The following is a 17,715-nucleotide window of genomic DNA, read 5'->3' as shown; positions in this document are numbered from 1 at the left end:
GGAGACGATCATGAAAAAAACCATCCTCGTGCAAGAAGAGGGCCAGGCCATGCTGGACGACGCCTTGCGCCAGATCAAGCAGCCGTCGCGCCGTTTGTTTTTGCAGCGCAGCCTGACCCTGGGCGGCCTGTCCTTGTTGACTGGTTGCAACGTCAGCGGCCCGTCCGGCATCGAGACAGCCCTGACGGCCGTGTCGCGCTTCAACGACAGGGTACAGGGCTGGCTGTTCGACCCGACCAAACTGGCGCCGACCTACCCGGACTCCATGATCACGCGGCCGTTTCCCTTCAACGCGTATTACGGCGAGGACGAGGTGGAAGAAGTCGATGGCGACGCCTGGCGCCTGGAATTGAGCGGCTTGATCGCCGACAGGAAGCCATGGAGCTTGCCGCAATTGCGCGCCTTGCCGCAGGAAACGCAGATCACGCGCCACATCTGCGTGGAAGGCTGGAGCGCCATCGGCAAGTGGGGCGGCGTGCCGTTTGCCCATTTCCTGAAGCGGGTCGGCGCCGACACGACGGCGAAATACATCGGCTTCAAGTGCGCCGACGATTATTTCACCAGCATCGACATGGCCACGGCCTTGCATCCGCAAACCATCATGGCCCTGACCTACGACGGCCAGGAGTTGCCGCCCAAGTACGGCTACCCGATGAAACTGCGCATGCCGACCAAGCTGGGCTACAAGAATCCCAAGCACATCCAGGCCATTTTCGTCACGAATACGTATCCGGGAGGGTATTGGGAGAATCAGGGCTACAACTGGTTCGGCGGCTCTTGAACATTTTTAGCAGCAGCCGTAGCAAAGCAACAGTTTTACCACAGGGCACTTGCCCAACTAACCTAGAGACAAGGACATATCATGAAAACCACGATCACCACCTTCACCGCCATCCTCGCTTCCGCCATCCTCATGTCGGGCGCCGCGTTCGCCCAGGATGCCATGAAGAAAGACGCCATGGCCAAGGACGGCATGCACAAGCCGATGGCGAAGAAGCACATGAAGAAGGACCACATGGCCAAGGATGGCATGGCGAAAGATGCCATGGCAAAAGACGGCATGAAGAAGGATGAGATGAAAAAGGATGGCATGGCCAAGGATGCGATGGCCAAATAAGACAGCAATCCGACGCCGTCAACGTGACGGCGCCGGGCCTGGCTTGCGCTTCCCCTGCGTTTGCGCCAGATCAATCTTGCAATACTATTATTCTTGCCGCGCTTCAAGATGCGAAGCAGCCAATTGGTGTAAGCTGGTCGCCTCCTGATTTCTTGCATGCACAGTCATGACCGAACCGTCCGCCACTACGCTGTCCGCCACCTCGTCCCCCTCCGACAAATCGATCCGCCGCCGCTCGCTGTTCGCCGCTTGCAGCGCGCATGCCGTGCATGACGGCTTGACGGACGTGATCTATGTGCTGCTGCCCATCTGGCAGGCGCAGTTTGCCATCAGCTATGCCATGGTGGGCCTGTTGCGCGGTTCGTACTCGGGCATGATGGCCGGTTTCCAGTTGCTGGCCAGCCGCCTGGCCAGGCGCTGGGGGCGCGAACGCCTGCTGGTGGGCGGCACGGCATTGGCCGGGGTCGCCTACCTGATCGCGGGGCAGGCAGGCGGACTGGCCGTGCTGCTGTTCGCCTTGCTGCTGGGCGGTCTGGGCGCCAGCACGCAGCATCCGCTGGCCTCGTCCATCGTCACCGACACGCACGAGGCGGGCGGGGGCGTGAAGGAAGCGCTTTCGCACTATAACTTTGCCGGCGATATCGGCAAGACCCTGATTCCCGCGCTGGTGGGCTTGCTGTTATTGGTGTGCAGCTGGCAAGCCAGCGTCTCCTTGCTGGGTTTGCTGGGCCTGGCGGCGGCCGGCTTGCTGTGGTGGCTGCTGCCGAAACCGGGCGAGCTGCAGGCTGGTGCGAAGAAGGCGGGCAAGAGCATCGCCGGCAGCGGCTCGAAGGGAAGTTTTCGCGCCTTGCTGGCCACGGGCACCCTGGACAGCGCCGTGCGCATGGGTTTTCTGACCTTTTTGCCATTCCTGCTGAAAAGCAAGGGCGCGGGCACGGCCGGCATTGGCGTGGCCTTATCGCTGCTGTTCGTGGGCGGCGCCTTCGGCAAGCTGCTGTGCGGCTACCTGGGCGCGCGCATCGGCATGATGAAAACCGTGTGGCTGACGGAATCGATGACCTCGCTGCTGATCGTGGCGGGCCTGTGGCTGCCGCTGGCCGGCATCATGGTCATGCTGCCTTTGCTGGGGCTGGCGCTCAATGGCACCTCGTCCGTGCTGTACGGCGTGGTGCCGGAACTGGCAGAGCCCGGCAAGCGAGAGCATGCGTTCGCCCTGTTTTACACGGGCAGCATCGGCGGCGGGGCGCTGTCGCCCGTACTGTTCGGCGCGCTGGGCGACCATACGAGCGTGCACACGGCCTTGCTGGCGCTGGCAGCCGTATTGCTGCTGACCTTGCCGCTGGCGTGGAAGGTGCAGCGAGGCCTGGCGCACGGTGGCCCCGCATGACACGGATCAACCATACAGGAACGCCTTGCATGCACCTGCCATTGCCGCGCGATAAACACGATACGGAGAATGCGCAAGCCCTCATCGCCCTGAGCTGGGAGGAGCTGCGTCCGGCCATGCCGCAGATACTGGAATGGGTGCAAGATGTGAACTGGCCCGTGGCCGGCATCCTCCTGCCGTATCTGGCCGGCATCGGCCCACGTCTTGCCCCCTATGTGAAAACGGTGCTGGCCAGCAACGACGAACAATGGAAGTACTTTGTTTTGCAGGGCATCGTGCGCCATTCACGGGAGCTGGCATTCGAATTGGACGGGGAATTGCAACGCTTCGCCCATGCACCGACAATGGGAGAACTGGAAGAAGGCGTGGCCGAGGTGGCCCGGGAAATTCTGCAATGCCAGATAATAACTGTGGTCGGCCAGTAATCAGGGTCATTATTGTAAGAAATCAGTATTGCGTGTGCGTGCGTGTGGCCATTCCTGTAATAGATAGGAGACAATCCGGGCCGAATAAATTTCGACCTCCGGGTTTTAAAACCCTCCCTATCATTTAACAGGAAGATTACATGGGCAATTTTAGTATCCCGCAAACTAATAAAGCACTCGCCGTGTATTTTCATGGCAAGACGGTGCCTATGCTGTTTGCGGTATTTGCAGCGATCCTGGCGGCAGTGGCAGGTTTTGTCTTGTACCTGAGCACGACCATACCTCAGAAAACACTGACCGATACGCAGGCCATGACCTTGCGTAACGGCGCCAAGCTGGGTACGCACAGCAATTTGACTATTTTGTATGGCACGGCGGCTTTTCTATTGCTGCTCGCCGTGCTGGTGCTGGTCATGCGCGCGGTAATGCTCAAGCGGCGGAAAAGCCGTTTTGAATTGCATGAAGACGGTGTGGTGCATGAATTGAACGGCATTCGCAGCTACGCCGCCTTTGCCGATATCGAAGACCTGTATCTGTTTGCCGGCGGTTCCACCGCCATGACCGGCATGATCAATAACCTTGCCTACCGCACGGGCGCCGACCAGCCCTGGATATGGGCTACCGGGGAACTCAAGCGCTTTGACGAGTTCATGGACGAATTTCGCTCCCGTTACCTGGAATACCGCATGCCCGTCTTGCAGCAGAAGCTGGCGGACGGCGAGCGCGTGACTTTCCGCTATATCAGCAGCGGCGAGGTATACAAGAAGCGCTTGTTCGGTAATTTCCTGAATGTCAAGACACAGGAACTGGCCTTGTCGGCGCAGGGCTTGCATGTGGACGGCGTCACCTGGCCTGGCGCCAGCCTCAAGTGCATGAATCAGAATGACTGGACCGAGAGATTGACGATCAAGGATGCGGCGGGTACGACAGTGTTTTCATGCATCGGCACGGGTATCCTGAGTTTCGACCTGTTTGCCAATATGATAGACGACGAGATTAATCAAGCGTAGTAATTCCGGTGAAAATATGCCTCCCGATACGGGGAGGCTTGCGACCGGCTTATCCCGGTCGGCGGCCGAATTCAGGTAAAGAATGAAAACACATTTACTGTCGAATGACGAATATTAAAAAAACATTTTATGCGCCTATGGCATGACTTGCCCGCCAGCACTCCCATCGTCTACACTCGCCGCATGAAAAATTTTGAAAAGCGGCGCGACCGCTATGACTTGTTCCGGGCGTTTGACAATCCCCTCGTCAACATCAACTTCCAGCTCGATGTGCCGGACTTTCGGCCCTGGTGCAGGGAACGGAAAATTCCCGTGTTTCACTTTTTCCTGTTTTGCCTGCTCAATACGGTCAGGGACATCGACAACTTCATGTACCGCATCTATCAGGGTGAAGTGATCAGGATCGACGATTTCCCCGCTTCGTACACCGTCATCAACGGCGATGAAAACCTCAATTACACGCGCTTCGCGATGACGGACCAGCTCGACCTGTTCATCTCGCGCAGCCTGGAAGCCAAGCGCATTGCCGAAGCCAGTTCCGCGCTGATCAATACGGGCGAGGGCGAAAGCGAGCGCGAGCAGCGCAACAATATCTTCATCACTTGCCTGCCGTGGCTGGAACTGGCGGCCATCGAACACCCGATCCACCGCCACCGCGATGCCGACATACCGACCTTTACCTGGGGCAAGTTCGGCCCCGCGCAGGAGGACGGCCGCATGCGGGTGCCGTTTTCCGCACAAGCCCACCATGGTTTTGTCGATGGTTACCATGTGCAGATACTGGCGCAGGCGTTGGCGCATCGCATCGCCGCCATCATTTCCTAGGCTAAATAATCGCTGGGTGCCTGGCCCAGCACGCGGCGGAAGGCGGCCGTGAAGGCGCTGGGGCTGGCGTAGCCGAGGTCGAGCGCCACGCGGGTGACGGCTTGCCCGTCCGCCAGCCGCGTGATGGCCGCCAGCAGGCACGCTTGCTGGCGCCACTGGGCAAAGGCCAGCCCCGTCTGGGCGCGGAACTGGCGCGTAAAGGTGCGCCGGCTCATGCCGGCTTGCGCCGCCATCGCATCCAGGCTGCTGTCCAGGCTCGGTTGCCGCAGCAATTCCATGCACAGGTGCGCCAGCCGGGGCTGCTGCGGCAGGGGCGCGCTCAAGGGCAGGGGGCGGGCGGCGGCAATTTCATCGAGCAGCAAGGCCATCAGTCGTCCGGCCCGCGATTGTTCCGCATACAAGCCATCCACCGTCACGGCCTCGGCCAGCAGCTGGTGCAGCAGCGGCGAAGCGTCCAGTACCTGGCAGTGGGACGGCAAGCCCATCCCTGCGATGGCGGGTGCGTCGATAAACACGTTGTGCATGGTCACGGCGCCATGCATGCGCATGCCGTGGGATAGCTGGGCAGGTACCCAGCAAGCGCATTGCGGCGGCACCAGCCAGTTGCCTTGCGGCGTGTGCACGCTGATGACACCGCGCGCCGCATACGCAAATTGCCCACGCGCATGGCTGTGGCTGGGAAACATTGCGCCAGAAGCATAGTCGCGTGCCGTGGCGATCAATGGGCGTGGTACTTCCGTATAAAAATCATCCATGGCCCATACTCTACAGTATTTGACCTGGCATCGAAAGCGGGCCGCTTGCCGGCCGCTTACCATCACACTCTTTTTCCGGAGTGAACATGCACAATACCTGTCATCGCGTGGGCCATGGCCCGCACGCCGTCATCGTCCTGCACGGCTGGTTTGGCGACGCCAACGCTTTTTCCCCGATAGAAGCGGGTCTCGACGGCGGCGCTTTCAGCTATGTCTTCATGGACAATCGCGGCTATGGCGGCATGCGTGGCGCAGAGGGTGAGTATTCGATGGAAGAGGTCGCCCGCGACGCGCTGGCGCTGGCCGATGCGCTCGGCTTTGCCACCTTCAGCGTGGTAGGCCACTCCATGGGGGGCATGGCGCTGGAACGGCTGGCCTTGCTAGCCCCCTTGCGCCTGCGCAAACTGGTGGCCCTGGCGCCCGTGCCCTGCTGCGGCGTGGCCTTCGATGCGGCCGCCCGCGCGACGTTTCTCGCGGCCGCCGATAGCGTGGCGGCGCGGCGCGCCATCATCGACCGCAGCACGGGCGGGCGCTTGCCAGCCACCTGGCTGGACTGGAAGGCACAGTATTCGTGGGAAAGTTCGGATCCAGCCGCGTTTGCCGCGTATTTCCTCGCGTGGAGCGAGACGGATTTCAGTGAAGAAATCAAGGCGGCGCGCGTGGAATTGCCATTGCTGGCGCTGGTGGGGGAGCATGACCCCCGTTTCGATGCGGCCCTGATGCGCCGCACGTATCTGTCGTGGTACCCGCAAGCCCGGCTGGAGGTGCTGGGCAATGCGGGACACTATCCGATGAATGAAACACCGCTGGCCCTGGCGGCCAGCATCGAGGCGTTTTTGAAGGAAAAAAACTAGTTACGCCGCCTTGGCGCGCAGGCGCAGCAGGCTCAGGCCCAGCAAGACGAAGGCGCCGCCTGTGATGCGGTTGAACAGCTTGGCGCGGCCCGGTGTGGCCAGCTGGGTTTTCAGCAGGCGCGCCAGGTTGGCGTAGAACAGGTGGGCCAGCATGGCGCAGGCGACAAACGAGGTCGTCAGCACGGTGAACTGGATGGCCACCGGTTCGCCCGGGGTAATGAATTGCGGGAACAGCGCCGAGAAGAACAGGATCGCTTTCGGATTGGTCAGCGCGACCGTCAAGCCCTGGCGGAAGAGTTTCCAGAACGAATTAGGATTCGCCGTGCCGGCCACCACGGGCGCATCGGCCACGATGCTGGTCTTGCTGCGCCATTGCTTGATGCCCAAGTACACCAGATACAGGGCGCCAGCCAGTTTCAGCAGCATGAAGGCCGTGGCCGAGGTGGCCAGCACGACGCCCATGCCGGCCATGGCTACGCCGGAAATGATAAACAAGCCAAAACCATTGCCCATGCTGCTGATCATTGCGCGGCGCGGGCCGACGGCGATGGCGTTCGAGATGGCCAGCAAAACGGCCGGGCCGGGAGAAAACGTGACGAGCAGGGCGACGCTGCAGAAAAGCAGCCAGTTCGAGAGATGCATGGATGTTCCTGGGTGGGGCCGAAGCCGGATTGAGAGTCAAAACACGTATATTGTACGAAGTTTTCGACTCCCGCGTCAGCGGCCCCGGCTTGTATCAAGCTGCGCCTTAAGCAAACAGGCTGGCGACCACATGGTTGATGGCGGCACCACCGGCGATCAGCCAGCAGAACAGCAGGCCGGCCAGTAGCAGGGGCTTGATGCCGGCGCGGCGGATGGCCGACATGTGCGTCGTCAAGCCCAGGGCAGCCATGGCCATGGCCAGCAAGACTGTGTCGAGCTCGGTAATGGTGGCGACTGTTCCCGCTGGCAGCAGGCCCAGCGAATTGAATGCCACCACGCCGATAAAGATGAAGGCGAACCAGGGAATGGCCAGCTTGGCCGCCTTGTCGTGGCCGCTGTTGCCACCTTTGGCCTTGCCGCGCGCCAGCACCGCGGACAGGATGACGAGGAACGGTGCCAGCATCATCACGCGCACCATCTTGGCAATCACGGCCGCATTCGCCGCTTCCTGCCCGATCGACTTGCCGGCCGCCACCACCTGCGCCACTTCATGCACGGTCGAGCCGATGTACACGCCAAAGGCGGTGGGCGTGGTGCCCAGCACATGCCAGCCCAGGTTCAATTGGTACAGCAAGGGATACAAAAAGATGGCGATGGTACCGAAGACCACGACGGTCGAGACGGCCACGGTGACATCTGCGCTGCGACCCTTGACGACGGGCTCGGTCGCCATCACGGCCGCCGCGCCGCAGATCGAGCTGCCCGCGCCGATCAGGATGGCGCTGTTGCGTTCCAGCTTGAATACTCTGGTGCCAAGGAACATGGCCAGGCCAAACGTGGACGCCAGCACCAGTGCATCGATGGCGATGCCGGCCAGGCCCACCTGACCGATATCCTGGAAGGTCAAACGAAAGCCATACAGGATGATGCCGAGCCGTAATAATGTCTGTTTGGAAAAGGTCACGCCCGCGCCGCAGGTGGGCGCCAGGCGGCCATACACGCTATTGCCGAGCACAATGCCCAGCATGATGGCCAGGGTCAGGGCGCTCATGCCGTGGCTTTGCATCCATTCCAGCTTGCCCAGTTGAATGGCGCCCCAGGCGATCACGCCGCTGAGCAGCAGGCCGGGGAGAAGGCGGCCATAGCGGTCGCTGAAACTTGTTGTGTTGCTTGTTGAGAGGGATGACATGCCGTACTCCGTGGTTCCTGGTTCGTATGACATGACTGTACAGTTCGTCGATTAAATGGTAAAACGGATTGTTTTTGTATATTTAACCGATTAAATAGGTAGATAAAATGGCGTTGACCTTGCGGCAACTGCAGATTTTCCTCGCCGTGGCGGATACGGGCAGCACCAGTGCGGCCGGCGAGTTGATTGCGCTGTCTCAATCGGCCACCAGCGCGGCCCTGAATGAACTGGAAGCCTTGTTGGGAGCGCAACTGTTCGACCGTGTGGGCAAGCGTTTGCTGCTCAACGACAATGGCCGCCTGCTGTTGCCACAGGCGCGGCAGATGCGCGACGGGGCGGCCAGCATCGAGCGCCAGTTCGCGGGTGCCGACCCGTCCGTGCCCGTCAGCCTGCAGATCGGCGCCAGCACCACCATCGGCATCTATTTGCTGCCGCAGATACTGGCGCTGGCGGCGCAGCAATACGGGCGCAGCATTCCGCAAGTGACGATTGCCAACACGGCCGACATCGCCGCCGCCGTGGCGGAATTCCGTGTCGATATCGGCCTGATCGAAGGGCCGTGCCACGAAGCGGGCTTGCTGGTGGAGCCGTGGCTGACGGACCAGATGCTGATCGTGGCCGCGCCCACGCATCCGCTGGCGCAATTGCGCCATCTGCTCAGCTTTACGGAGCTGAACCAGGCGGGCTGGCTGCTGCGCGAAGCGGGCTCGGGCACGCGCGAAGCCGTCGAGCAAGCCTTGGTGCCGTATCTGCACTATCTGCGCGCCGCGGGCGAGTTCAGCAATTCGGAAGCCATCAAATATGGCGCGGCGGCGGGGCTGGGCATCGCCTGCCTGTCGCGCGTCGTCGTGGCCGATTTGCTGGCCAGCGGGCAACTGGTGGAACTGGAAACCATGCTGCCGCCGCTGGAGCGCAATTTCTATCTGATCCGCCAGTCCAGGAAAATCCTTTCCCCGCGCCTGGCCGGCTTCCTGGAGCTGTGCCGCCACGCCACACGCATGGCAGGCTAGCAGGATCAGGCAAACAGCTTGACTGTTTTCCGTATTGGGAATAAATTCCCATATATGGAAAACTCAACATTCGTAGAAAGCGATACGGAACAGCGGCTGGCGGCGCGTTTAAAGCAGTTGCGCGTGGAGCGGGGCTGGTCGCTGGACCAGCTGGCCACTGCCAGCCATGTCAGCCGCGCCACTCTGTCGCGCCTGGAAAATGGCGAGGTCAGCCCGACTACAAGCGTGCTGGGCAAGCTGTGCGCCGCGTATGGCTTGGCCATGTCGCGCCTGCTGCGCATGGTGGAAGACGACTTTCCACCCCTGCTGCGGCGGGCCGAGCAAAGCGTGTGGAGCGACCCGGACACGGGCTTTATCCGCCGCTCCGTTTCGCCCCCGTCGCGCGCGCTGGCTGGCGAAGCGCTCGAATGCGAGCTGGGCGCTGGCGTGACGATCGCCTACGCGGCCTCGCCCCGGCCCGGCATGGAACACCATTTGTTGCTGCAGCAAGGCAAGCTGAACGTGACCGTCGACGGCCGCTCCCATGATTTACTGGCCGGCGACTGCCTGCGCTACCAGCTGCATGGCCCCAGCGCGTTCACGACGCCGCCGGACAGCGGCGCCCGCTATTTTCTCTTTCTTGTCTGAGGTCACCATGCCCGTATCGCTACGCCATTTTTCAACCACCGATATACGTGACCGCTTGCCGGAACTGGGGCCTTGCTGCAAAACTGCGTGCACGACGGCGCCAGCATCGGTTTTATCTTGCCCTTCGGCATGGCGGCCAGCCAGGCGTTCTGGACGGATAACGTCTTGCCGGCCGTCACGCGGGGCGTGCGCCTGTTGCTGGTGGCCGAGGTGGACGGGAAGGTGGCGGGCGCCGTGCAGCTGGACTGGGATACCAATCCCAACCAGGCACACCGGGCCGAAGTGCGCAAGCTGCTGGTCGCGCCCGCTTTCCGCCGGCGCGGCCTTGCGCGCCAGCTGATGCAAGCGCTGGAAGAACAGGCGCGCCTCTTGCCGCGTAGCCTGCTGACCCTGGACACGCGCAGCAGCGACCACGCGGAACCGCTGTACTTGTCGCTCGGCTATGTGGTGGCCGGCAGCATCCCCGGCTATGCGCTGGCGCCGGCCGGCGACCGGCTGGACCCCACTACGGTCATGTACAAGCAGCTATAGCATATCTGGAGCGGCGTAGCGATGACGGGGGAACTCAGGCTTTCAGCCGCGCTCTAACGCTTGTGGCAGACAGGTTTGCCGGCGCGGAAATGGCGTGCGGAGCCTGTCCGGCTACCAAGCTGATGCCGTGCCCGGCTTGGGCTGACACCTGGTCACGGCTCAGCTTGAAGATGCCCACCGTGCCTGACAGTAGCGTGGCGCGCTGCTGCATGCTGGCCGCCGCCGTCGATGCCTGCTCCACCAGGGCCGCATTTTGCTGCGTCACCTGTTCCATTTGCACGATGGCGGCATTGACTTGTTCGATGCCGGACAATTGCTCGCCGCTGGCCATGCTGATCTCGCCCATGATGTCCGTGACGCGGTGCACGCTGGCCACGATTTCGCGCATGGTGGCGCCGGCCGTATCGACCAGGCGGGCGCCTGCGTCGACCCGCTCCACGGAGTCGCCGATCAGCTGCTTGATTTCTTTTGCCGCGCCGGCCGAGCGTTGTGCCAGGGTGCGCACTTCAGCGGCCACGACGGCAAAACCGCGCCCCTGTTCCCCGGCCCGCGCCGCTTCCACGGCGGCATTCAGAGCCAGGATATTCGTCTGGAAGGCGATGGCATCGATGACCCCGATGATGTCAACGATCTTTTTCGAGGAAGCGTTGATCGAGCTCATGGTATCGACCACTTGCGCCACCACCGTCCCCCCTTTGCCTGCCACGGCGGCGGCCGATTGCGCCAGTTGATTGGCTTGTCGTGCGTTATCGGCATTTTGCTTGACGGTGCCCGTCAGTTCTTCCATCGAGGCGGCCGTGCGCTCCAGCGAACTGGCTTGCGCCTGCGTGCGCTGCGACAAGTCCAGGTTGCCGGCGGCAATCTCTCCCGAGGCGCCCGTGATCTCGTGCGTGCCGCCGCGCACCTCGCCCACGATCGTGATCAAGCTGGCATTCATGTCTTTCAGGGCCAGCAGCAGTTGCCCCACTTCATCACGGGAATCGACGCGGATATGTTCGCTCAAGTCGCCGCCGGCCACCTTGCGCGCCACTTTGACTGCATGCCGCAGGGGACGCACGATGCCGCTGCTGATGAACCAGGCCGTCGCCAGGCTCAACACGCCGCCGACCAGGCCCAGCGCAATGATCAGCACGCTGGTATCGTGCGCGCGGGCCATGGCCGCCTCGGCCGCCGCGCGCATCTGCGCCGATTGCGTGGCGATCTGCTGGTCGAGCTCGCGCAGAACCGGCTGTTCTTGCGTGCTGTTGCGCGTGGCCTGCAATTGCGCGATGCGCGCATAGCGCTGGTTCACGCTGCTGTCGATTTCCCCGCTTACCGCCGACAGCTGCCACGTGCTGATGACCACCACCACGGCCAGTAACAGCGAAGTGAGCAAAAAGCCTGTGGTCAGGCGCACACCGATACGTATGTTTGAAATATTCATGTCCCCTCAGCTGTTTTCCCATGGTGGCCGTTTCCCATGCCTGCGGCATGATGCGGCACTTGACCCCTGAAGTTGCTGGGGTGAAATGAGTGTAGCAGCGCGGTACTAGGTAATCTACAAATATTTCCATATTGGAATTAGTCACTGCCTGTTTAGCAACAGCGGCATGGCTGTTGCCAGATAAAATCACTCGCCGCATTACAGACGCGTCCTACCTCGATACCCGGCATCGTCCGACTGGCGCATGGCGGTGCCGCGCCTACACTGTTCCTTGCACAGACCCGGCGGCGGGTCTTTCTTCTTATCTTCACAGGAGGCTGACATGGCGAATATCCAGGCAGGATCGGACGGTGCGGCAAATGAGGAAATGACGGCCAAGCGCCTGAACGTGGTCGACTGGATCTCCATGATCCTGCTGATCGTGGGCGGCTTGAACTGGGCGCTGGTGGGCTTGTTCGATATCGATATCGTGGCCCGCATCCTGGGCGCCATGTCGACGGCGTCGCGCGGCGTGTACGTGCTGGTGGGACTGGCGGCGCTGTATTCCATCTATCTGTGCGTGCGCAAGCTGCCAGCCAAGCCCTAGAGTCGTCTGCGCGACTATGAGGCGGCGCACAAGAAGCGCAAGGGCGTGCTGCAAGCGCCGGGAATTTGATCTGGCGTCACGGGCCTGATGCCGCCTTGTGCGCGTGCATGTGCCAGCCTGCGTACAGGCTGGCGCTCGGCCAGCTTGGACGCTGACGTTATTGCATGTGCTTATTGTATGCGCTTACTGCGTGCGCAGATAGGCCAGCAAGTCGGCCACTTGCTGGGCGTTGCCGATGCCCCAGAAGCGCATGTTGTTGCCAGGAATGAAATCGCTCGGTGCTTTCAGGAAGCCGGCCAGGTTTTGCTCGGTCCAGACGATATTCGTGTTTTTCATGGCCGCCGAGTATTTATAGTCGGTGGTGGAGCCGGCCTTGCGGCCGATCACGCCCGTCAGCTTGGGGCCGAAGCCGCCGCGTGCCGATGGCCCCACCTGGTGGCAAGAGGCGCACTTGCGAAACGCGGCCTTGCCCGCTTCGGCATTGCCCGTGAGGCCGGCAGGAGCGGCCGCCTGTGCGGTGACGACTGGCGCCAGCAGCAAGGCTGCAGCGGCGAGAGGGGAGAACCAGCGAAAAAGAAATGGATAGGTCATCGGTGAGGCGGAAGTGCGCGATATGGCAAGCAATGACGTATTTTACAGGCGGGCATCAAAACCTGTTCGTCAGCGGCGTAGCGATGCCAGGCCGCAGCGCAGGAATAGCTGCAGGAAGCGCGCAGGAATCGATACGGGATGGTCTGAATGCCGCTAGCGCTTGCCGCCCTGTGCTCCCAGCGCCGCCATGGCCGACGCAAACACGATGCAGGCGATGGCCAGCCACTGGGTCAGGCTCAGCAGTTCTCCCAGCACGGCCATGGCAGCCAGCGCGCTGACGGCGGGTGCCGCGCTGCTGAACATGCCGAACACGCCTTGCGGCAAGCGGCGAAGGGCAAAGATTTCCAGTGAATACGGCAGAGCGCTGGACAGCATGGCAATGGCCAGGCCCATCAGCGCAATAGATGGCGCCAACAGGGCCGTGCCCGAATACGCGACGCCGATGGGCACGGTCACCATGGCCGCCACCGTCATGCCCCAGGCTACGGCTTGTCCGCCCTGCAAGGTGGAGGCGCGCTTGCCGAAGATGATATACAGCGCCCAGCACAGCGCCGCTCCCAGCGCATACGCCACGCCGACGGGGTCCAGGCTGCCCGGACTGCCTTGCAGGGGCAGCAGCAGATACAAGCCAAACACGGCGCACGCCACCGCCAGCAAATCGCGCGGCCGCCGCGACGACAGCATGGCCACGGCCAGCGGCCCCGTCACTTCGATGGCCACGGCAATACCGATCGGTATCAGCGCAAACGCCCGGTAAATCAGCAAGTTCATCAACCCCAGCACCGAACCATAGACCAGCAAGTTCAGCACATCCTTGCGCGTCAGCCGGTAGCGCCAGGGGCGGAAGATGGCCAGCAGGATCAGCGCAGAAAACCCCACCCGGTACGCCGTAATTCCTTCCACGCCAATGACCGGAAACAGATTCTTCGCAATCGCCGCCCCCAGATTGACGGAAATCTGCCCTCCCAGTACGGCCAGGGACGGGAGCAGGATGCTGTCGGGGAGAGCGGAGGTCGAGGCGGGCGAGGTCATGGGACGGTATTCTAATATGCCTGAGGCTGGCAGTCGCTGGCGGATTGGTAAGCCGAGGAGATTTAACAAGGTAGTTGCTGACATGACTGGTGCATCGCGGCTTCTTTTTCTATATCATGTTGCAAAATACGCTACAGTTGTAAAATTGTTTACTAATGATCGGGAACAACCGCTCCTAATCGAACAGTCTTTACCATTAGCACATTGAAGACTGATACTAATGCTAATCGGCATTTCGACTAAAAGAGTCGGCAATCGGCCAGAAGCAGACAAAAAACCACAGGAAGACCCATGAAGATCAAACCCTTCCCTATGAAATCCTTGTTTTTGGCGCCGCTGTCGAGTATCCCGGCAGTCACATTGGCAGGTATCGGAAGCTCCGATGCAGGTATCGCGTCTGATGTCGGGGTCGGACTTCTTTTTTCCGTACTACTCGCTGTTCCGATGTCATTTGCGGGTTTGGCACTGGTGGGCCTGCCATTGCTCATACTCCTGCGCAAATATGATTCTCTGCTGCTGCTGGCCACCTGTATTGCCGGGTGCTGTGTGCCCTACATAATGTTTCTGGATGCACCGACTCGCACAGCGCTAGGTGCAATCGCTGCTGGTCTTACCGTCGGCATTACAGCCTATCTCCTTCGTCCAGTTGTACGGAACAATGAACTGGATGACCGTTCGAACACTCATCAAATTTAAGCATCAATGTCCGCAATGGGGCGTAACCTGCCAACGACGGCATCCGGCCAAAAGCGGACGTAGTGAGAATGAGGACAGATGGTTATGCTTCCAGTTATACAGATCATCACAGCTATCATAAGTGCAGCGTGCGTCGTTATGATCGCCTTGTATGCAACGTGGTTGTTGATGCATCGGCTGAGGCAACGCGAGTCCAAACGCCTCGCGTTTAGCAAATGGGTTCGTCATCTCTTCGAGGCTGTTATGGGCCTTTAAGATTTATAGTGCCTGCAGCAGGACGAATGTCCGCAGGCGGAAGGTGGCAACGACGGCAACCGGCCAAAAGCTGACATTGAGAAAGTCATACCGAGCGACTGCTTCTGCTCCGAAGAACTCCACTTTGAGTCCAGTGCACTACCTCGATCCTAGACCGTTCCACAAGTTATGGGGTCCACGGGAGGGTTAACCGACCCAGCCAACCGCATTTGTATCAAATCCAGCAGCGCCCGCACACGCGCGGTCAGGGAATGGCGATGGCTGTATGCCCCCAGTAATTTCAGGGGCGCGGGGCACAGGTCCAGTGGTACCTCCTGCAATCGGCCCGTAGCAAGATCTTCCTGGCAGGGATAGGCCGCCACAATCGCGAAGCCGATGCCTTGCCGTGCGCCTGCCACTGCCAGTTCTCCGCTGTTGACGCGGTAACGGCTGCGGACCGGCACCTTGACGATTTCTCCCGCAGCGTTCTGAAACTGCCAGGGCTGACCTTTCAGCGCACTGAGGGTGGTGATGCAGGGTAGAGACTTCAGTTCGCGCACATAGTGTGGCATGCCGGTCTTGGCTAGCAAGGTGGGGGCGGCAACCACGATGCTGGGCAGGGTGGCGAGTTCGCGGGTGATGAAAGTACTGTCCTCCTGATGGCCCCGGTGGAAGACGATTGAAAGATCGACGTCCTCTCGAAGTACCTCCAGCCCGGTCATCCGAGTATCGCATTCAAGCTCGATGCCTGGATGGAGGCTACAGAATTCGGCCAGGATAGGAGCTAGCAGCCTTGGCGCTTCGCCTGGCATGCACATCCTTAGGGGGCCACGCAGCTCACGCTGTACTGCGCCAAGCTCTTCCTCGGTGGAGAGCAAGGCGTCGAGCAAGGGTTTAGCGCGTTCGTAGAGTAGCCTGCCAGCTTCCGTCATGCGCAGGTGGCGGGTGCTACGTTCCAGCAGGCGGACGCCCAGCATGCGTTCCAGCGAGGCGACGTGGCGGCTAACGTTAGAAGATGGCAGGGTCAGCAGGCGTGCTGCGCCGGCAAAGCTTTGTTCATCGACGACCGCCACGTAGACACGGACTGTATTCAGGTCGAGGGCATTGCGCATTATTATCCCGATTAAGGTATGAAAGCCACCCATTTTTACATACTAGTACTCCACAGTGGCGGAATTTAATATGCCATCTCGTCCGATGAATCGCCGTCGGCGGCACGTCGGGACGGATTGAATAGGAGAGCTTTAGCATGGAAATCGGAATACTTGGCGGCGGCATTGCAGGGTTGAGCGTGGCGCTTGCCTTGAGCAAGCGGGGGTACAGTCCCCGCGTATATGAGCGCCGGGCGGGGCCGGCAACCATGGGGGCTGGCGTGACGCTCTGGCCCAATGCCAGCTTTGTGCTGGAAGAACTGGGACTGCTGCAAGATATTGAGGCCATTGGCGGTAGACCGCTGACAATGCGTCGCCAGGATGCTGCGGGAAATGCACTGGGTGGCCTCGATATTGGTTTGCTGGACCGGACGATGGGATACCCGACCTACACGGTGCTGCGCAGGCACCTGCAGGAGGTGTTGCTGGATCATGCGGCACGGGCAGGGATTCCGGTGGAGTTCGGGCACCGGGCGGTGGCTATTGAGCTTGATACTAATGGCAGAGCCGTGGCCCATTTCGAAAATGGCGCAAGCATCCGCCCGGATCTGCTCATTGGGGCCGACGGCCGCATGGAATCAGTGGCGCGCAGGTTTGTCGCGGGTGACAACACACCAATCTATCAAGGCTTTGTGAACTGGATTGGCGTAGCGCAGGGGCCGCATGCGCTGGTGAACGATGTTTCGATTCAAGACTTCTGGGGGGCGGGCAAGCGCTTCGGTTGCGTGCCGGTCCGGCCGGATCTGGTCTACTGGGCGGCGGCGCAGGCACGGCCATTGCCGATGGCGGCGCCTGCAGCGGATATGCGTAAGGAAATTGAGGACCTGTTCGCGGAATGGCCTGAGCCTGTCACACGTCTCATCCAGGCGACACCGGCGGATGCCATCCGACTGATTGCCGTGCACGACTTGGAGCCGCTGCACACGTGGAGCCGGGCAAATGTGCTGCTCGTGGGAGATGCGGCGCACGCGCCGTTGCCGACGTCGGGGCAAGGAGCCTGCCAGGCGCTTGAGGATGCGTGGCATTTGGCCCGGTGTTTGGATGGTGCAAGTGGAGGCTTGGAAGACATCTTCCAGGCGTTTGCGAGAATTCGCGCTCCCAAAACCGCAAGGCTGGCGGAACAGGGCCGGGTCTTCGCACGTGGGTTGTTCGCCACAGATCCCGAAACCTGTCGCATCCGCAACGAGAGGGCCAAGGCGTCCGATCCTGTGCGTGACGTGCAGGTCTTGGCAGCCGGATGGAGCCAGGGTCTACCGATGCTTGGTGGCGCAGACAGCACGTCAGTGGAGGTAGGCGGCTTTGACAGCCTGTACCGCATTGAATGATGTGTACCGGATTCCACGCGGATAGAAAGTCATGTCCCCAGTGACGAAAGCCGAGCGGCCGGCTGAGCTTGACAGGCGCTGGATGCGATTTTTCAGGTTTTATGCAAGCGCCTCTTCCCACGCATCCGGTCAGCTTGCATGTGGGCATCAGCCGGTAAGCGTTACATAGCAGACCGTGGCCATCGAAACTCGAACGGCGGCTATGGAGTGAATCCATCCTGTCTTGAGGGGGCGCTATATTTTCCATCTGACAACCTGCTATGCTGGGCAGAACGGCTGGGTTCGGCCAACAACAGACGGTAAAA

Annotated in this window: 20 protein-coding genes; 13 read left to right on the top strand and 7 right to left on the bottom strand. The window is 61.0% G+C overall.

What is annotated here, in order from left to right; genetic code table 11:
* The first annotated feature begins 10 nt into the window (after positions 1–10).
* The 6 genes from U0004_RS16885 to U0004_RS16860 all read left to right on the top strand — a co-directional run bounded on the left by U0004_RS16885 (position 11) and on the right by U0004_RS16860 (position 4,764).
* Positions 11–781, top strand: a complete 771-nt coding sequence (locus tag U0004_RS16885; RefSeq protein WP_070260668.1) for a molybdopterin-dependent oxidoreductase — start codon at positions 11–13, stop codon at positions 779–781.
* A gap of 81 nt (positions 782–862) precedes the next feature.
* A complete protein-coding gene (locus U0004_RS16880) occupies positions 863–1,117 on the top strand; it encodes a pentapeptide MXKDX repeat protein (RefSeq protein WP_070260670.1) in 255 nt (84 codons plus the stop codon).
* A gap of 166 nt (positions 1,118–1,283) precedes the next feature.
* Positions 1,284–2,504 carry an MFS transporter gene (locus tag U0004_RS16875; protein ID WP_070260672.1) on the top strand — a complete coding sequence of 407 codons (1,221 nt, stop codon included), beginning with the start codon at positions 1,284–1,286 and terminating at the stop codon, positions 2,502–2,504.
* 29 nt (positions 2,505–2,533) lie between these two features.
* Entirely contained in the window at positions 2,534–2,929 is a 396-nt protein-coding gene (locus U0004_RS16870; protein WP_070260674.1) for a DUF5071 domain-containing protein, read from the top strand.
* A gap of 140 nt (positions 2,930–3,069) precedes the next feature.
* Entirely contained in the window at positions 3,070–3,939 is an 870-nt protein-coding gene (locus U0004_RS16865; protein WP_070260676.1) for a hypothetical protein, read from the top strand.
* A gap of 129 nt (positions 3,940–4,068) precedes the next feature.
* Positions 4,069–4,764 carry a CatA-like O-acetyltransferase gene (locus U0004_RS16860; RefSeq protein WP_231958163.1) on the top strand — a complete coding sequence of 232 codons (696 nt, stop codon included), beginning with the start codon at positions 4,069–4,071 and terminating at the stop codon, positions 4,762–4,764.
* Here U0004_RS16860 and U0004_RS16855 read toward each other — a convergent pair.
* The gene (locus tag U0004_RS16855; protein ID WP_070260680.1) at positions 4,761–5,519 is read right to left on the bottom strand and encodes an AraC family transcriptional regulator; all 759 of its coding nucleotides are present in this window, start codon (positions 5,517–5,519) and stop codon (positions 4,761–4,763) included. The two genes, U0004_RS16860 and U0004_RS16855, sit on opposite strands and share 4 nt — an antisense overlap.
* A gap of 86 nt (positions 5,520–5,605) precedes the next feature.
* Here U0004_RS16855 and U0004_RS16850 point away from each other — a divergent pair, with 86 nt between their 5' ends.
* Positions 5,606–6,373 (top strand): alpha/beta fold hydrolase, encoded by a 768-nt coding sequence (locus tag U0004_RS16850; RefSeq protein ID WP_070260682.1) that lies wholly within the window; start codon positions 5,606–5,608, stop codon positions 6,371–6,373.
* Here U0004_RS16850 and U0004_RS16845 read toward each other — a convergent pair whose 3' ends face one another.
* Positions 6,374–7,015: a LysE family translocator gene (locus tag U0004_RS16845; protein WP_070260683.1), complete on the bottom strand. Its 642-nt coding sequence runs from the start codon at positions 7,013–7,015 to the stop codon at positions 6,374–6,376.
* A 106-nt stretch (positions 7,016–7,121) separates the two neighbouring features.
* Positions 7,122–8,204 (bottom strand): YeiH family protein, encoded by a 1,083-nt coding sequence (locus U0004_RS16840; protein ID WP_070260685.1) that lies wholly within the window; start codon positions 8,202–8,204, stop codon positions 7,122–7,124.
* Between the two features lie 107 nt (positions 8,205–8,311).
* On the opposite strand from U0004_RS16840, the gene U0004_RS16835 reads away from it, so the two are divergent.
* The 3 genes from U0004_RS16835 (at position 8,312) to U0004_RS16825 (ending at position 10,372) form a co-directional block, all read left to right on the top strand.
* Positions 8,312–9,214 (top strand): LysR family transcriptional regulator, encoded by a 903-nt coding sequence (locus U0004_RS16835; protein WP_034786119.1) that lies wholly within the window; start codon positions 8,312–8,314, stop codon positions 9,212–9,214.
* 54 nt (positions 9,215–9,268) lie between these two features.
* Positions 9,269–9,841, top strand: a complete 573-nt coding sequence (locus tag U0004_RS16830; RefSeq protein ID WP_070260687.1) for a helix-turn-helix domain-containing protein — start codon at positions 9,269–9,271, stop codon at positions 9,839–9,841.
* A gap of 72 nt (positions 9,842–9,913) precedes the next feature.
* Entirely contained in the window at positions 9,914–10,372 is a 459-nt protein-coding gene (locus U0004_RS16825) for a GNAT family N-acetyltransferase (protein WP_231958164.1), read from the top strand.
* A 34-nt stretch (positions 10,373–10,406) separates the two neighbouring features.
* On the opposite strand, the gene U0004_RS16820 is transcribed toward U0004_RS16825, so the two are convergent.
* Positions 10,407–11,795, bottom strand: a complete 1,389-nt coding sequence (locus U0004_RS16820) for a methyl-accepting chemotaxis protein (RefSeq protein ID WP_081345939.1) — start codon at positions 11,793–11,795, stop codon at positions 10,407–10,409.
* A gap of 322 nt (positions 11,796–12,117) precedes the next feature.
* Here U0004_RS16820 and U0004_RS16815 point away from each other — a divergent pair, with 322 nt between their 5' ends.
* Entirely contained in the window at positions 12,118–12,381 is a 264-nt protein-coding gene (locus U0004_RS16815) for a DUF378 domain-containing protein (protein WP_199534280.1), read from the top strand.
* A 183-nt stretch (positions 12,382–12,564) separates the two neighbouring features.
* Here U0004_RS16815 and U0004_RS16810 read toward each other — a convergent pair whose 3' ends face one another.
* Positions 12,565–12,972: a c-type cytochrome gene (locus U0004_RS16810; RefSeq protein ID WP_081345940.1), complete on the bottom strand. Its 408-nt coding sequence runs from the start codon at positions 12,970–12,972 to the stop codon at positions 12,565–12,567.
* Positions 12,973–13,125: 153 nt separating this feature from the next.
* Entirely contained in the window at positions 13,126–14,004 is an 879-nt protein-coding gene (locus U0004_RS16805; RefSeq protein ID WP_070260689.1) for an EamA family transporter, read from the bottom strand.
* A 291-nt stretch (positions 14,005–14,295) separates the two neighbouring features.
* On the opposite strand from U0004_RS16805, the gene U0004_RS16800 reads away from it, so the two are divergent.
* A complete protein-coding gene (locus U0004_RS16800) occupies positions 14,296–14,700 on the top strand; it encodes a hypothetical protein (protein WP_070260691.1) in 405 nt (134 codons plus the stop codon).
* Positions 14,701–15,104: 404 nt separating this feature from the next.
* On the opposite strand, the gene U0004_RS16795 is transcribed toward U0004_RS16800, so the two are convergent.
* Positions 15,105–16,046 carry a LysR family transcriptional regulator gene (locus U0004_RS16795; protein ID WP_070260699.1) on the bottom strand — a complete coding sequence of 314 codons (942 nt, stop codon included), beginning with the start codon at positions 16,044–16,046 and terminating at the stop codon, positions 15,105–15,107.
* A gap of 137 nt (positions 16,047–16,183) precedes the next feature.
* Between U0004_RS16795 and U0004_RS16790 the strand changes: the two genes are divergently transcribed.
* Positions 16,184–17,410, top strand: a complete 1,227-nt coding sequence (locus tag U0004_RS16790; protein WP_070260692.1) for an FAD-dependent monooxygenase — start codon at positions 16,184–16,186, stop codon at positions 17,408–17,410.
* Positions 17,411–17,715 lie beyond the last annotated feature (305 nt).

Source organism: Janthinobacterium lividum, from assembly GCF_034424625.1.
GTDB lineage: Bacteria > Pseudomonadota > Gammaproteobacteria > Burkholderiales > Burkholderiaceae_D > Janthinobacterium > Janthinobacterium lividum.
Note: the sequence above shows the minus strand (reverse complement) of the source record. Positions and strands in the feature narration are given on the sequence as shown.

Bases quoted from the DNA above. Each gene is read 5' to 3' on its own strand.
- U0004_RS16885 (WP_070260668.1), top strand. From the start codon at position 11: ATGAAAAAAACCATCCTCGTGCAAGAAGAGGGCCAGGCCATGCTGGAC.
- U0004_RS16880 (WP_070260670.1), top strand. From the start codon at position 863: ATGAAAACCACGATCACCACCTTCACCGCCATCCTCGCTTCCGCCATC.
- U0004_RS16875 (WP_070260672.1), top strand. From the start codon at position 1,284: ATGACCGAACCGTCCGCCACTACGCTGTCCGCCACCTCGTCCCCCTCC.
- U0004_RS16870 (WP_070260674.1), top strand. From the start codon at position 2,534: ATGCACCTGCCATTGCCGCGCGATAAACACGATACGGAGAATGCGCAA.
- U0004_RS16865 (WP_070260676.1), top strand. From the start codon at position 3,070: ATGGGCAATTTTAGTATCCCGCAAACTAATAAAGCACTCGCCGTGTAT.
- U0004_RS16860 (WP_231958163.1), top strand. From the start codon at position 4,069: ATGCGCCTATGGCATGACTTGCCCGCCAGCACTCCCATCGTCTACACT.
- U0004_RS16855 (WP_070260680.1), bottom strand. From the start codon at position 5,519: ATGGATGATTTTTATACGGAAGTACCACGCCCATTGATCGCCACGGCA.
- U0004_RS16850 (WP_070260682.1), top strand. From the start codon at position 5,606: ATGCACAATACCTGTCATCGCGTGGGCCATGGCCCGCACGCCGTCATC.
- U0004_RS16845 (WP_070260683.1), bottom strand. From the start codon at position 7,015: ATGCATCTCTCGAACTGGCTGCTTTTCTGCAGCGTCGCCCTGCTCGTC.
- U0004_RS16840 (WP_070260685.1), bottom strand. From the start codon at position 8,204: ATGTCATCCCTCTCAACAAGCAACACAACAAGTTTCAGCGACCGCTAT.
- U0004_RS16835 (WP_034786119.1), top strand. From the start codon at position 8,312: ATGGCGTTGACCTTGCGGCAACTGCAGATTTTCCTCGCCGTGGCGGAT.
- U0004_RS16830 (WP_070260687.1), top strand. From the start codon at position 9,269: ATGGAAAACTCAACATTCGTAGAAAGCGATACGGAACAGCGGCTGGCG.
- U0004_RS16820 (WP_081345939.1), bottom strand. From the start codon at position 11,795: ATGAATATTTCAAACATACGTATCGGTGTGCGCCTGACCACAGGCTTT.
- U0004_RS16815 (WP_199534280.1), top strand. From the start codon at position 12,118: ATGGCGAATATCCAGGCAGGATCGGACGGTGCGGCAAATGAGGAAATG.
- U0004_RS16810 (WP_081345940.1), bottom strand. From the start codon at position 12,972: ATGACCTATCCATTTCTTTTTCGCTGGTTCTCCCCTCTCGCCGCTGCA.
- U0004_RS16805 (WP_070260689.1), bottom strand. From the start codon at position 14,004: ATGACCTCGCCCGCCTCGACCTCCGCTCTCCCCGACAGCATCCTGCTC.
- U0004_RS16800 (WP_070260691.1), top strand. From the start codon at position 14,296: ATGAAGATCAAACCCTTCCCTATGAAATCCTTGTTTTTGGCGCCGCTG.
- U0004_RS16795 (WP_070260699.1), bottom strand. From the start codon at position 16,046: ATGCGCAATGCCCTCGACCTGAATACAGTCCGTGTCTACGTGGCGGTC.
- U0004_RS16790 (WP_070260692.1), top strand. From the start codon at position 16,184: ATGGAAATCGGAATACTTGGCGGCGGCATTGCAGGGTTGAGCGTGGCG.